Raw genomic sequence first — 13555 nt, 5'->3', positions numbered from 1 at the left:
TGGCATCATCTGCCTTTCATTCTGCAGGAGTGGCGGATTTCAGTTCATCAATTTGTTTTTGCATACCATCAAGTGCAGCCTTCACTTCACTGTTCAAATGATCCATCATGACGCTGCCTGTTCCAATGTTATTGCTGCGAACTGATTTGTCAGCAAGCATTTCATGTACAATGCTGCCCTCATCAATAACTGCTGGATCACCTTTTTCGCCTTTAGGACCTTGCTCGCCTGTTTCACCTTTCGGACCAGCAGGACCAGGTTCCCCCTGCGGTCCTTGTTCACCCGGATCCCCTTTAAGCCCCTTTACAAAGAGTGGGTTTTCTTCGCTATTGTCAGCAACAGAAATATCCGTAATAGGCGCTCCTTCCCCGTTGTCTCTTGCTGACGTTAGCACACCGTTACTTTCGTTTAGAATGTTGTTTAGTTTTGCCATCTTTTAATCAATCCTTTCAGTATTAGTTTCCAAGATCAGCAGATTGTTCAGGTGTTTCCACTTTTGCATCCTCACCAACAACAAGATCAGTTACAATGATTGCAGCTTCTGGATCCACTACTTTTCCGTCGAACCGCTCAATACCGCGGAAATATGTCTGATCTGTAAGAAAGGCATCTCCGCCAACATCTGTAGATTTGATTTCAAATTTTTGACGATCAAACATGAAATAGCCGCGTTTAAAGTCGCCGAAAAGAATGTGTGTTTTCTGTGTTTTATCATCCGTCAGGACTTCATCATAGATTTCAACCGGACGCCCAAATAGCAAGAAATTATCCTCATTTCTTGGATCCTCCGCTAAAATGCCGCGGCCGTTTTTGTCTTCGATATTTGCTAGGGTTTCAAACGCTTCAGTATTCATCACCCAAACAGCGTTACGTCGATAACCGCGCTTAATTTGGTTTTTCACTTTTCTTAAAAACTTAATCGTAATGAGTGACGGTGCTTTAATAGACTTGAATTTGCCGCTGCTAATGATACCTTCAACGTTTTTCTCTCCGCCGTCTCCATAAAAGATTTCATCATTCTCTGTTACAACGGCTGATTCAGACAGCCAGTCCACGATCTCTTGAACAAAATTTACAAATGAATCATTTAACAACTCACTGGAAACAGGCATGATTCCGGCGAATTTCTTGACGTTATACCAAATTTGATCAAATTCCATATTCTTTAGTTCTTTAATCTGTTCTTTCTCCGCTGTGTTATAAAGTTTTCCGGCAACGCCTTTCCGAACCGTATAATTTCCGGATGGCGCAGTTTTCGGAACAACACGGATCAGATTACGAACAGAGTTTAGTTCCTGGATAGATTTCAAAATTTCTTTTGAAATATCATCCGGCACTGTATAGCCGCCGTCTTTATCGCTGCCTGCAGATAATGAACGGTTTTCTTTCAAAACGCGTTCCATCATGTTTCGTTCTTCTGTTTCAAGATCATGGCTGCGGCCGGTTAGCACCTTCAACCACGCTTCCCGGTATTCTTTCGTCGCTGTTAAGATATTACGATCTTCCGTCTCTTTCTTCGGTTCACTTTTGATTTCTGCAGAAAAGTTTCGTTCCTCGCCAATCTCCGGAAGTTCTAAACTGCGGCCCTCTGTCATTAATTCAATTTGACTCTGCAGCTCTTTTGCTTCTTCCAGCATGCTGCGAGCTTCTTCAGGCTTTCCATCCTCCAAAAGATTTGAAGCCTCTTGTTTCTTTTGTGTGAATTTTTGTCTTAATTCACGTTCCTTTTTTGTCATTGCTACTGGCATTCGGGTATCCTCCTTAGATTTGAACATAAAAAATAGACCTATAACGTTAGGTCTAAAAGTTCCAATTCGATTTTTAGTTTTTCTATTGGCGCATCGCGCATTTCTTTAATCTGTTCGACTTTTTCTAAACTGCGTTCACCGATCACAGCCTCCGTATCGTTATAAGCAGGTGTTGTTACAAGTGATATGTCAAAAATACGCTCGATGTTATTGATTCGACGTTCATATACATCTTCTTCATCATTATGACGCCATTCATCCGGCTCATTCTTGTTATAATTCAGTGAAAAGGCGAAGGAACACTGATTAATGACTCCGCTTCTAATATTCTCCATTAAATCTTTAGCATACGTCGTATCTGTGGGGGTAAAACGGAATTTTAGACCAATAGCATCTGTCTCTAATTCAAGCCGCCCAGCATCGCCAGAAACGGTGTTTCTCGCTAACGGATAATCCTGGCGGTGATTAAAAAGCGCTACTACGTTTGAAAGGTCCGTGGAAGCTAATGCATCCCGGCTGATGATTTCTTTAAACCATCCACCTAAACGCTCAGACCATTTTTCAAATTTTAAGGCGTAACCCTCAATAAAATCTCTTTTCTCTTCTCCTTCACCAGCAGAACGCAACTCAATCTTCGTTGTTAGGTGGCGAACTTCCTTGCTCATGTATGTCCTCACCTCCCTTAACGGAACCTGATTTGTTCATTTGATACTCCTCCAATGAATCAAGGAATGTATAGTTAAGCGATACAAGGTGCCTATCACCGTGTTCAATTGCATTTTTCTCTTCAAAAGCACGAATTTCATTTATATTTAATGCACTGATCCGTTCCATAATTTCATAATACTCCGCCCTAGATTTCGCATCACCGCGCAGCTCGCTGTTTACATTGAATTTGATATAGAATCCGTCTTTAATCTCTTCATCAGTAAAGAGTTTCGTTATAATTTCCTGTTCAAAAGAAACCAGCCACGGCTGCAGCGTATTTTTTACGTATTCAATCGATTGGTGTTCAATATTATTGAATGTTGCCCGGTCCAGCTCATTGATTTTATGCAATGGAACTTTAAAAATAGATGCGATTTGTGCCTTATTAAATTTCATAGACTCCACAAACTGAGCTTCTTGCAACGGCATAGATATTGATTCATAAGAAAGACCGGCATCTATAATCGCAATGTTCCGCCCCGCATTTACCTTTTCCCATTCATCTCTCGCCCGCTGTTTTGCATCTTCGTCTATTAAAGTCGGAACTTTTAAGATTCCCCGTGGTGTCGCATCATTTTTATATAATTTCGCATTAAATTTTGTGGCAGCCGATTGCGCGCCAATATGCTCCCTTATAACTCCGATAGGACTCTTACCGTTGATCCCGTCTTCTGTCATACCCTTGAAATGCAGGATCTCATCTGCATACAATTCAACACTTTTTGAATTAATGACCGTTTCATACCACAGCATACCTGTCTTTGGGTTTACATAGGCTTGCGTATTGGCGGGGTTTAATGGCAATAGAGCTGTTATAAAGCCATTCCGATCTGTTTTTATATAAGAATAGGCATTCCCCCACGTACAGGCATGAGTCATCATGAGCTTTTTCCAAGTAAAAGCCGTCATGTATTGATTCGGCTTTAGATAAAGCAATTGGGCAACAGGATGATCCATACTGCTTATAATATTTCCTTGCTTTTTTTTGAATGTATGGACGGCAAGCTTCGCAATGTCATCAGACAAAACATTTATACACGAAAAAACATCCGGATGGATGAGTGCCGTTGATTCACTGACACGTTCACCGCTAGCTGTTTTTGAGCCGCCGAACATATCTATAATCCAATCAGGAGGATTTGCGAGGCCCCAAGGCTCTTCATCATTTGATCTCTTAGAAAACAGCCCTTCCAAAAACAATTAATCACCTCCTTTTCTTACTGAGCAGCAGTGCATAAAATATAAAAAAGACACCTGTCAAAACAAGACCGATGTCTGTGTGCAAACGATATGCAGCTGCCAATATAAAAGCAGCACCTATGATAAAAAGAAAATCATTTAAAAAAAGCATCATGGCTGTCAGTATTTTCTTCACTTCTACACCACCTTTAGAAAGAAAATGAAGCTGACTTGATATATGCGTTTAAATCAACCTCATTATTGATTTGAGAAGCCCGTACATACGCATTCACAAGCGCGGCGGCTGGGTCAATCCGTTGGGTTGATTTTGATTTATCCAGCATGATGTTCTCTTGAGCATCCACTTTTGTTACAGCGTTCCCCATTGCCCAAGTTAGAAGATCATTTTTCGGGTGTATGATTTTTTTGGACTTGACCTTTGCTCTGAAGTCTTTGGTCGGCTCTGAGAGAGTTGCCACCCCTTGGCGGATTTCAACCATTACATATCCGTCTGCCTCCATTTGCTGAGCGAACTGAGTAGCGTTATATGGATCGTATCCAATTTCCTTGATGCGCCAGCCATGTTCCTTCTCCATTTTCTTAATATACGCTCTGATATAATCGTAATCGACGACAGCACCATCTGTTGTTGTTAACCAGTTCTTTTTCTCCCATACATCATAAGGGACCTTATCCGTGTTCATCCGCTCATGGAATGTATCCTCCGGCATAAATCCATGACTATCGACAGCAAAGCTGCCGTCATCTAACGGGAAGATGAAAGATGCGGCGGTTAAATCAATCGTTTTTGACAAGTCAATGCCGACATAACATTCTCGGTTCTTAAGCTCAGGAAATTCATCCGAACCGCAATCAGCCCAAGCTTGCATATCCATATAACCATTCTCGCGCATATTAACCCAAATGTTCATATTCTTTGTCATGAAATTTCTCATTTTCTCCGGCACAGCAAGCGCTACTTCCAATTCTCCACGTAAATAATTCAGCCCATGTTCGTTAGCTGCCACAATAGGGTTTGCTTTTATCCAATTGCGCTCATCTTTAATGTCATCGTCTTTATCTAATTCATTAATCATCACAAAATACTTTTCATTTTGCTCAACTTTATTGGGATCCAGTATACGTGAAACGTAATCGTATTCCACACGATAGGCGGGATTATTTAGCTCAAACCCTGCTGTCGTAATAATCATCATTAACGGTTGAGCACGAGCAGCCATACCAGAAGCGAGTACATCGTAAATCTCTGAAGTTTTATGGGCGTGATATTCGTCGATGATGCCGCATTGCGGGTTGAACCCGTCCCCCGTTTTACCTGCATCTTTCGAAAGCGCCTCTATTTTTGACTGTGTTTTGGGATGTTCAATCTTACCGTAAGCAATTCGGTATTTCTTCTCCGGCTTATTCAAAAGGTCACTTTGCATAATCTGTGCTTTAATTTCGTTCCAACAGATTTTCGCCTGTTCCGTTTTTGTTGCACCTATGTAAACCTCGGACATGTATTCGTCGTTAGCCATTGCCTCATAGGATCCAACACATGCCAGGCTTTGTGTTTTTGTGTTTTTACGGCCAACCTGCCAATACACTTTTTTAAATCGTCGATAACCGTTATCCTTATGCACCCACCCGTACACATTGCCGAAAATAAATATTTGAATAGGCTCCGGCACAATATTTTCACCTTGCAACGGCCCTTTCGTATGCTTGAATTGTGTCATCCAGTAAAGAAATCGACGCGCTCTCTCATCATCAAAGACGTACGGAAACTCTCTGGTACCTTCCCGGCTGATATCATTTAAAAAGCGCTGACAAGCCCATACGTGTTTTTCACATGCTACAATCTCACCCGATATAACGTCGCGTGAGTAATCAATAAGAAATTGTTTTATTGTCTTCATACATTACCAAACTCCTTTTCTGCAGCCGTCTTTTCTCGTTCCTCCTGTGTGCGGGTAATCGCAAGTTTTGCTCGTGCAGATGGCGTAAGGCCGAAATCGTTCGCAGCTGATTTCATTTGATCATAGTAATTCTTTTGCCGCTTCAATAACGGATGCTCTTCACCAATCAACTGAATAGGATTTCCATCCTCATCCTGTCCCTCGGTATGAACCATGATCCCATCTTTTTCAATGATTTCTGAAATCGAAATATACTGAGAGTATGCATTACAATAGGCGGCCAACATGCTGATATCTGCTTCAGTGATAATCTCCACCTCAGATAACAAAGCAGCAACCCTTTTAAATTCTTTTTTCGCAATTTTATTTAACCAAGGTGGCGCTTTAATATTGTCAGAGCGCATTTTTATCTTTTTTTCATGCTCAGCACGCGCAGCCAGCTCCTCCGTATTCTTTTTGTTGGGATTACCTTGAATTAGTTGAAGTGTTGCAGATTTAGCAGGTCTCGGCATGTTTTCACCTCATTTCTTTTAAAAAAGTACGTTTTTTTGCTTGTTTTTTTCATCAATCGTGATACGATGGAATCAATCATAAAACCAGTCGTATCAAGCCCTCTCGGCAAATTCGCCGAGGGGGCTTTCTGCTGTTTTCGGAACTTTGAAAAGCGGTGTTTGTTTGCAGAAGGGGGATCGCCGTTCTCCGTTCGTTTCCCTTCCAGAGATTTGTTAGGGGGGGGTGGTCACTTGCCTTTACTGCCATGAGCCTTGTTATGACAGGCATTACACAAGCTTTCAAGGTTCATTATATCCAATCGTTTCGACCAATCTTGCTTTACTTCCACTATATGATGCACCATGTCAGCCGGAGTGAAGCAGTGTGCTTTCAAACAATGCTGACAGAGATAATTGTCTCGTATCAAAGCAAGTTGTCTTGTTCGTTTCCATTCAGTTGATTTATAAAAATTTGTTATTGTTTTGTTTCTTGAATGTTTGTTGTAATGTTTTGTTTCTTCTTGTTGTTGTGTCTTGTGTGCATCACAGTACCTATCCCGAGTAAGGGCACGGCAACCACGGGCGGCACATTCCTTTAGGGGCTTGGGCGGCATGAACTTATATCCTTATTCCTTTGTTTCGGTGTGAATGACAAAAAGAATTGAAGTTCATATACATTGATTCCCTCAATACCCCTTCATTCTGTCCCGCCATATCTATGGCCTTACATGTCTGTATCTCTTTTTCTATGCTCTCTCCATACTGTGCTATGAATCCCATCATGCAACCTCCTTACATTCCCTCTAAACCGACACCGTACTCAAGCCGTTAGCCGCCAATTGTCTCCTTGAGATTTACCGGAATCAGTTTACAGGGAATATAAAAAGCACCCCGAAGGATGCTCTAGAAATTCATATTAGATACCACATTAAAAATTGTTCCACTTAGTGTATAAAGTGATTGTAAAGTTGCACTGTCACTTGTAAATTGATTGATTTTATCCATGATACTTCTATACTTACTTACTGCCTCTTCTTGATTACTACTTTTTGTTATCTCTAACATTTCCACAATAAGTGCGAAGATTTCTTCTTGTTTGTCACTACTTTTTCTCATTAAGGTTGAAATCTCTTGCAAGACAGCAGTATTTCTTTCAATCCCCGAGAGCAATTGAAGAGTTTGATCTCTATATTGCTTCTCCGCTTCTTCCTTATGGATCTTTTCTTCAACTTCCCTTTTCTTTTCCTCACTGATTAGTTCACTATACTTATGAATATGACTCAAATCAGGCGTAGGGTAATTCGGTAAACTAACATTTAATTTCGGCAACTTTATATTCCCTAATGGATTGTTAACTCGTCCATTTTCGTTTCCCATCTCATCACCTCCCACCTTATTATCAGGTAAAGAGCACATGAAAGGAACTATTCGCAGAATTTGTCGAATGAAAGTCCTTTATTAATAGGTGGCTACCGTAAGACGAAAAACACCATTTTATTTTTGATGTAATTAACGTTTTCTTTTATAAGCCGCTATATCTTTTCTTAAGAAAAGACGATCCCTATTCGTTGTTTTGATTGGCTTCAGCGTTCCATGATCAACTAGCTGTTTAAGATTTTGACGACTGCATCCGATGATTTCAATCGCATCGGAGGTGGTTATGACTTCTTTATCAAAGAACTCTCTCAATTCTTCGACATCACTAAATACAAACTTATCCATCCTTTGAATTCCTCCATTTCATAATTACGTTTATAATCGTCAGCGTGAGCCAGATAACTGCCAGCACTATTGATATTATGTCCAGTACAGTCAGGTTGTTATAGTCCATACGAGCGAATTGTAAGCAGAACAAGACGAAAAATAACAGTGTTGTTGAGTCTAATATTTTTTTCATTATCTCCGAGCATGGAATTTTAATGGTTTTGTTTAAGACCCATTAAAATGTTATAATACAAGGAGGGGAAGTAATTCCCCTCATGGGTTATTTGCGACGTTTCTTCTTGGCGGGAGAACGTCGTTTTTTGTTTTTATCACCCTTTAGGTCTTTGATGTTCTTGATCAGTGTCGTAATCCCAACGAGAATTCCGACTAACCAAGCTGTATCCCTAAGGATGAATTCAACGATTTCCATGCTCGTTAACACCTCCTTTCGATACTTTAATTATAGCATCTATATTTACGATCGTCAATATAAAAGATTGAATTTTTTTCTTAATCAAAAAAGAGCACCCATTTGGATGCTTTATATTTGGTCATTAAATTTCATCTGAAGCTCTAAATTCTCTAAGTTCTTCCCTCCTATTGCGAATTTCAAGTGAGAGTCTATCTATTGATGTAACCGGTAAGCTTCTAATGTTTATTCCGTTAACAACAAACCTCATTAAAGAGTTGCGTGACACTTCATGTGATTTATCATTTTCATCCCAATAGTTTATCTGTTTGACGTAAGCACCAACCATATTCAGTAAACTTTTAGCTATAGGCGAGTGTCTTAAATCTCCTTCTCCTCCTCTCCCTGGTGCCTTTAATAGGATTTCATGCATTTTACTATGATCATTATTCCATCCCTCAATCCAATTCCTATTGATTGCTTCATCTTCAAAAATTTGTTCGTGCTCAGGTAAGACTCTATAGTTATTGGGTATAGTAACCCACAAAGCACTTACTCTATTATTCTCGAACAAATGAATAAACTCATTTTCATTCACTTCTCTATCTGTATCTAAAGTATTGAAGACTGAATTATAAGTATTTTCAAAAGCCTCATTTAACATCAATCTAATCCTGGTCATAGTGAGATCTTTTTTTAGGTTATTTGCAGGATAATCTCTGTTTTGGACTAAAAATCTTTTCTCTCGTAAATCAAGTGCCATTATTGTATTTATATACGGAGCCACATCAGGTGTGTATATGTTTTTCTCATCATCGACAGAACTTACATCCGATGCAAATTCTTCACTAAAACAAAATGTTATAACATGATCATCGTAGTCAATTTCACTTGTAATGCAATATTCAAATCCGTGTTCGCCTGGCAGCTTGGCCATACTAGCTAAATACTCATGTAAAGCCCCCCCATTCTCTGTTAAATCATTTGCATATGTAAGTTGATAAACTCTAAACTCCATCTTCATGAAAAAAGACCCACCTCTCTTAAGATGAGTCCATTATAATATATTTTTAGGAAATTCTGCAAATTTTATTTAAAATGACAAAACTTCTTCTGCATCAATCCATGTCTCGATTCCGCTACTTAATAATACTTTAACTTCAGTACCATAATCCCCTGCAAGAATCCCCGTTATTACTCCAGTTTGTCCGTTCAAGTGTTCACTACTAGATGAAAGAATCTCAACAGTATCATTAACCGCCATAACATTTCCTCCTTTTGTAAATACCTCAAAAGTGCTCTTGTTCATTTTAAACGCCCCTTACTCGAATATCAATAACTTTTTTTGTCATAAATTAGCATTACCTTTCAACTTATATAACATACGCCATCTTACAAAGCTAAACAGAATAGGCTGTGATCTGCTCTATTTTTCATTTTTAAACGAGATCGCTCAATGTTTTTCTGCACAGTTCCTTTTTTGATCCCCAATAACTGTGCGATCTCTTCGAATGACATGTGTTGAACAGCATGCATCATGAATATGTCTTTTTCTCTTTCTGTGAGAACGGAAAGGGCGTCAGCGATTCTTTCCTTATCCCAATCACTTACCTCTCCCTCAGCTTCTTGAACGATTGCGTATTCTTCCGATAGCGCATCAATTAAGCGCGGATCAGCAAGAATCGTCCTTTGATATGCGTCTCTTCTGTCAGCACCTCGGCGGGCGCCGGGCTGTCTTCCGTTCTGAAGCCATTCAAGAGTGAATTCAATATCACTGATCATACTGCCAATTATCTTCTTATCGTTCTTTTGTGCAGCTGTCATTTCAACTCCCGGTGTTTCCGAGAATGACCGGTACATCTTTCTTGCTTCTTTTAACGCTCTTTTATATTCAATGATTAAATCTTGCACTTTTCATCATTCCTTTAAGTCAAAATGAATATGTATCGTTCCAATTATTACTTTTTTGTTCAGCAATATATTGGCGTCTAGATACCTCTGAAACTTTTAAGTTGAAAGTTTTGACCAAGAAGGATTTCAACTCATTATAGAGTTCTTCTCTGCCGCAAAAGATATTTACAAGCTTTCCGTGTTTATAAGCGAATCCGTATTTCATCCTAAACTCCCCTTCTTCTTTCTGTGTTTAAATGGTCCGCTCTTGCCTCGTCTGAGTATTTGCTTGTTTAGGCCTTCATCTTCGCTAAAAACCTTACAGAACACTCCTAAGCGTTTTTATTAGGCTTTTTCATTACTATTTCATGCCGTCCTTTGTTCAAATAAAAAACGGACACCAATCAGAGCACAGTAATTTGTGCAATGATCAGTGTCCGCAGGCTTTCCGTCTTGGACTATAAATTTTTTTTTTACTTTTTTAAAGTCTTACTATAACCAAATTTAATCATAAAGCTTATTAGGACTATAACTACTATGGCAATCGAAATATCTTTAATCATTGACAGGTTATTCTGAAAAAAACCAGATAACTTTGGATATTTCATTATTGTCATATAACTAATTAGACAAGCTATATAAATCAATGAAGTAGTAGTCATGTTTCTTTTTATTTTATCCATTTCTTTAATTTGCTTTATTCCTTTATCAAATGTAATTATGCCTTTGTCAGTTATAATTGGCTTAAACTCCAATTCTTCATCTTGTTTTGTTTTAATATCCCTCTTAAGATCTAATAAGTTGTTAGATATTTCGATTTTCTGATCTATAGAAAGAAAATTAGTTTCGGAAATATCTTTAATAAGAAGATCTAAAATATCATCAATGCTATACAAACTATGTTGTTTAACTTTATTTGATTTAGCATTGGCAGCGGATAGTGACTCCAAAAGAGGTAAAGAAGGATTTTCTCCCTCTGATATAAAATCTTTCAAAGTATTAATTATTTGATTATTAGCTCTGTTAACTCTTTTAATATAATCTTTTCTTCCAAAAAACTTTGTTAGGGAATTTACAATAAAAGTACTTACTATTGCAGTTATTAAACTAACAATCCAGGGATTCGTTATCCAATCCATTTTCAACAACCTTTTTAAAATAAATCATACTATATTATGAAAAAATTTCATAATATTTTCGTTTGTTCATTCAGAAAAGAAACCATCCATCCCCTTTACTTTTGGGTCACTTTGACGGATGTTATTTTTACAAATCACTGATATATTTTGCTTTTCATCCTTTCATCCCTCTATCCCAGGCAGGACAGAGATTATAAAGAACACAACCACAACTACCGTGCATATCAACCAACTATTCATTTTATCCCGTTTTGCGATGATTGTTTCATCACCAATCATCTTTAAATCATCTGAACGCGCTACAAGGACCGGTATATATTGTTTGGGAACTTTCAAATAATCTGCTGCCTGTTCGACGGTCATCGCTTCATCTTTCGTTGCTTTGACGACACGTTGTAATTTGACTTGTAATGGCATCAATTCAAAAACCCCTTTTCTGAATAATTACATTCGTTTTATTTCACCTTGAACCCTATTTCGTGATCGACTCGCGCAAAGCTGCCTTTTGAGGTTTGGATGATGGTCTTTCCGTGCTCTGGGACATCCAATACATGCGCTGTTCCTTCAGTACCATCTAAAACGATGATACGGATTTTCCCAGGCTCCATACTTTGCTGAATACTTCCTTCATGATTTTTAATTTCTTTGGGGTTGTACACCTAGACTCCTCCTGTGCTATGATAGAAGTACCAATTCGATTCATAAGCACTGAGGCATAAGCTTCGGTGTTTTTTTATGTCCTTAGTCCTTAGTACGGATTCTCCCAGCCGCTCATTGTGAACGCTGGAGACGGCTTTAGTTCCTCTCGGTAAATGATCGGATGTTTTTCGACATATGCTGCCAGTTCTTCCGGCGTCATCTTCCATTCCTTTACCGGTCCTGGTACGTAAGGATTGTTGTTGTTTTCTTGCATGTTGTTAACCTCCTGATTATTTGCTTTAGGATCCATAGAAAAGCTACCTGTCATGACACAATCTCAGTTATAATGACTTCCACCCGCGGCGCTTCACTGTAAAACTTACTGACCTTCAAATCGACTACCTGACTATCATCCTTGTATATCAGATGATTCAAAGCGTCTTTGACACCTTTTACATAGTTATCGACGTCCGGCTTTGTTACAGGGCGTAAAAGTCCTTTTTCAGCGTTCTCCTTTTTTCTCTTGGATCCGGATACAGCTTTCGGCATTGGTCTGAATACTCTGACTTCCATTGCGACAGGACCAGTAATAACCTGCTTCGGCCGATGCTGATATGCAACCAGTGCCACATACTGCTTAAAATTTTTTGACTTTACAGGATCGTACATTCTAACCTTTCCGTTTTGAATGGATCCTCGCGGCCGTCCTTGTGCGATCGGCTCTCCGTAAACAATAAACTGAATAGAACTCAACAGCCTTTTACCTCCCGTCAATCTGTTCCCAATGCTCGATCTGCTTTTCCTTGTAAGGTGCAGTCAGTAATATGACTGGCAGCGCAGCAACTGCTTTAAGCACTTCTCCCCAGCTCCATTTGCCTTATTTTCTCCTCCAGGACCCTAATCGCCGGTGTGAGATCCTGTCCGCCTGTCTGTTCAGCGGGGCCGAACATATAAATCCCTCCGGATCCTTGAACGTTCGTTTTTAAGCTCATTCCCATTCTCCTAACCTATGATTTAATTGCATTCGGTCTCCCTTGATGGTTACCGTATAATTACGGCACATCTGATGTATCCGAGATCCGAGCGCTTCGTCTATATCTAATAATGCTGCTGTATCTAATTCTGATGAAATCAGCAGGGGTTTGTGGTTCAGGTAGCGATAATTAACGACCGATTGGATCTGCTCAACCTGCCAATCTGTGGCCCGCGGTTCTCCCTTTACTGGTTTAAATAAATCGTCGATGAATAGAACGTCCGCTTTTCTCATTGCATCAAGCTTGGACTCTAGTTGATCAAAGTTGTCTCTTAAATTCCCCATCCCTTCGACGTAAGGGAAATACATGCAGTAAACAGATTTTTTCTTAATAAGGTTGTTCATGATTGCCGTTAATAGGTGCGTTTTTCCGCTGCCAGGCTGCCCAAGGAGGGCGATGCTGTTCGAACGTTCTCCTTTAACTTTTTGAAAATCCTTAAAGTATTCCATAGCGCACTCATATGCGTCTTTAATCATGTCAGGCTTGCCATCTGTAATGAAATTACCGAATAAGAGCATTTCAAATTCCTCGGTAATACCGCTGGCTTCCATAAGCCGGGCGATCTTTTTCCGTTTCACACACTTACATTGCTTAGAGTACGTGGTTTTCCACTCCCGGGCCTTATCCGGTAAGCACACTTTTCCTGCAAGGTAATCCTCTTCCCTCACCATTTGATCAGCGTTAAGACTCTCCAT

Annotated in this window: 22 protein-coding genes; all 22 read right to left on the bottom strand. The window is 39.5% G+C overall.

The window, feature by feature from the left end; genetic code table 11:
- Nucleotides 1-16: 16 nt before the first annotated feature.
- Entirely contained in the window at nt 17-433 is a 417-nt protein-coding gene (locus RAH41_RS20860) for a collagen-like triple helix repeat-containing protein (protein WP_236836984.1), read from the bottom strand.
- A gap of 22 nt (nt 434-455) precedes the next feature.
- Nucleotides 456-1748, bottom strand: coding sequence for a phage major capsid protein (locus RAH41_RS20855; RefSeq protein ID WP_014418196.1), 1293 nt, complete (start codon nt 1746-1748; stop codon nt 456-458).
- A gap of 38 nt (nt 1749-1786) precedes the next feature.
- Entirely contained in the window at nt 1787-2413 is a 627-nt protein-coding gene (locus RAH41_RS20850; protein ID WP_032859296.1) for an HK97 family phage prohead protease, read from the bottom strand.
- Nucleotides 2376-3656: a phage portal protein gene (locus tag RAH41_RS20845; protein ID WP_095324149.1), complete on the bottom strand. Its 1281-nt coding sequence runs from the start codon at nt 3654-3656 to the stop codon at nt 2376-2378. The genes RAH41_RS20850 and RAH41_RS20845 overlap by 38 nt, the downstream gene beginning before the upstream one ends.
- A 4-nt stretch (nt 3657-3660) precedes the next feature.
- Nucleotides 3661-3831, bottom strand: coding sequence for a hypothetical protein (locus tag RAH41_RS20840; RefSeq protein WP_014418199.1), 171 nt, complete (start codon nt 3829-3831; stop codon nt 3661-3663).
- 13 nt (nt 3832-3844) lie between these two features.
- Complete coding sequence (locus tag RAH41_RS20835; RefSeq protein ID WP_025852588.1) at nt 3845-5554, bottom strand: terminase large subunit; 1710 nt, start codon at nt 5552-5554, stop codon at nt 3845-3847.
- Entirely contained in the window at nt 5551-6066 is a 516-nt protein-coding gene (locus RAH41_RS20830) for a phage terminase small subunit P27 family (protein ID WP_025852589.1), read from the bottom strand. The genes RAH41_RS20835 and RAH41_RS20830 overlap by 4 nt, the downstream gene beginning before the upstream one ends.
- Nucleotides 6067-6293: 227 nt before the next feature.
- The gene (locus RAH41_RS20825) at nt 6294-6659 is read right to left on the bottom strand and encodes an HNH endonuclease (RefSeq protein ID WP_025852590.1); all 366 of its coding nucleotides are present in this window, start codon (nt 6657-6659) and stop codon (nt 6294-6296) included.
- A gap of 289 nt (nt 6660-6948) precedes the next feature.
- On the bottom strand, nt 6949-7422 hold the full coding sequence (locus tag RAH41_RS20820; RefSeq protein ID WP_025852592.1) for a hypothetical protein: 474 nt from the start codon (nt 7420-7422) through the stop codon (nt 6949-6951).
- Between the two features lie 132 nt (nt 7423-7554).
- Entirely contained in the window at nt 7555-7767 is a 213-nt protein-coding gene (locus tag RAH41_RS20815; protein ID WP_025852595.1) for a helix-turn-helix domain-containing protein, read from the bottom strand.
- A 262-nt stretch (nt 7768-8029) separates the two neighbouring features.
- On the bottom strand, nt 8030-8179 hold the full coding sequence (locus tag RAH41_RS20810) for a hypothetical protein (protein ID WP_162839616.1): 150 nt from the start codon (nt 8177-8179) through the stop codon (nt 8030-8032).
- Between the two features lie 124 nt (nt 8180-8303).
- Nucleotides 8304-9182: a hypothetical protein gene (locus RAH41_RS20805; protein WP_032861539.1), complete on the bottom strand. Its 879-nt coding sequence runs from the start codon at nt 9180-9182 to the stop codon at nt 8304-8306.
- A gap of 69 nt (nt 9183-9251) precedes the next feature.
- Nucleotides 9252-9467, bottom strand: coding sequence for a hypothetical protein (locus RAH41_RS20800; RefSeq protein WP_331225234.1), 216 nt, complete (start codon nt 9465-9467; stop codon nt 9252-9254).
- Nucleotides 9468-9550: 83 nt separating this feature from the next.
- On the bottom strand, nt 9551-10069 hold the full coding sequence (locus tag RAH41_RS20795) for a sigma-70 family RNA polymerase sigma factor (RefSeq protein ID WP_025852600.1): 519 nt from the start codon (nt 10067-10069) through the stop codon (nt 9551-9553).
- Between the two features lie 19 nt (nt 10070-10088).
- Nucleotides 10089-10274: a hypothetical protein gene (locus tag RAH41_RS20790; protein WP_025852602.1), complete on the bottom strand. Its 186-nt coding sequence runs from the start codon at nt 10272-10274 to the stop codon at nt 10089-10091.
- A gap of 247 nt (nt 10275-10521) precedes the next feature.
- Nucleotides 10522-11187, bottom strand: a complete 666-nt coding sequence (locus RAH41_RS20785; protein ID WP_025852606.1) for a hypothetical protein — start codon at nt 11185-11187, stop codon at nt 10522-10524.
- 162 nt (nt 11188-11349) lie between these two features.
- Entirely contained in the window at nt 11350-11607 is a 258-nt protein-coding gene (locus RAH41_RS20780) for a hypothetical protein (protein WP_025852608.1), read from the bottom strand.
- A gap of 35 nt (nt 11608-11642) precedes the next feature.
- On the bottom strand, nt 11643-11846 hold the full coding sequence (locus tag RAH41_RS20775) for an XtrA/YqaO family protein (protein ID WP_025852610.1): 204 nt from the start codon (nt 11844-11846) through the stop codon (nt 11643-11645).
- 89 nt (nt 11847-11935) lie between these two features.
- Nucleotides 11936-12100 (bottom strand): hypothetical protein, encoded by a 165-nt coding sequence (locus RAH41_RS20770; protein ID WP_162918043.1) that lies wholly within the window; start codon nt 12098-12100, stop codon nt 11936-11938.
- Nucleotides 12101-12150: 50 nt separating this feature from the next.
- A complete protein-coding gene (locus RAH41_RS20765) occupies nt 12151-12579 on the bottom strand; it encodes a RusA family crossover junction endodeoxyribonuclease (protein ID WP_025852611.1) in 429 nt (142 codons plus the stop codon).
- Between the two features lie 95 nt (nt 12580-12674).
- Complete coding sequence (locus RAH41_RS20760) at nt 12675-12818, bottom strand: hypothetical protein (protein ID WP_095324148.1); 144 nt, start codon at nt 12816-12818, stop codon at nt 12675-12677.
- The gene (locus tag RAH41_RS20755) at nt 12815-13555 is read right to left on the bottom strand and encodes a DnaA ATPase domain-containing protein (protein ID WP_025852613.1); all 741 of its coding nucleotides are present in this window, start codon (nt 13553-13555) and stop codon (nt 12815-12817) included. The genes RAH41_RS20760 and RAH41_RS20755 overlap by 4 nt, the downstream gene beginning before the upstream one ends.

Origin of the sequence: Gottfriedia acidiceleris (assembly GCF_036421055.1) — a bacterium.
Taxonomy (GTDB): domain Bacteria; phylum Bacillota; class Bacilli; order Bacillales; family Bacillaceae_G; genus Gottfriedia; species Gottfriedia acidiceleris_C.
The sequence above is the reverse complement of the archived record's forward strand: the minus strand, read 5'-3'. Positions and strand labels throughout refer to the sequence as shown.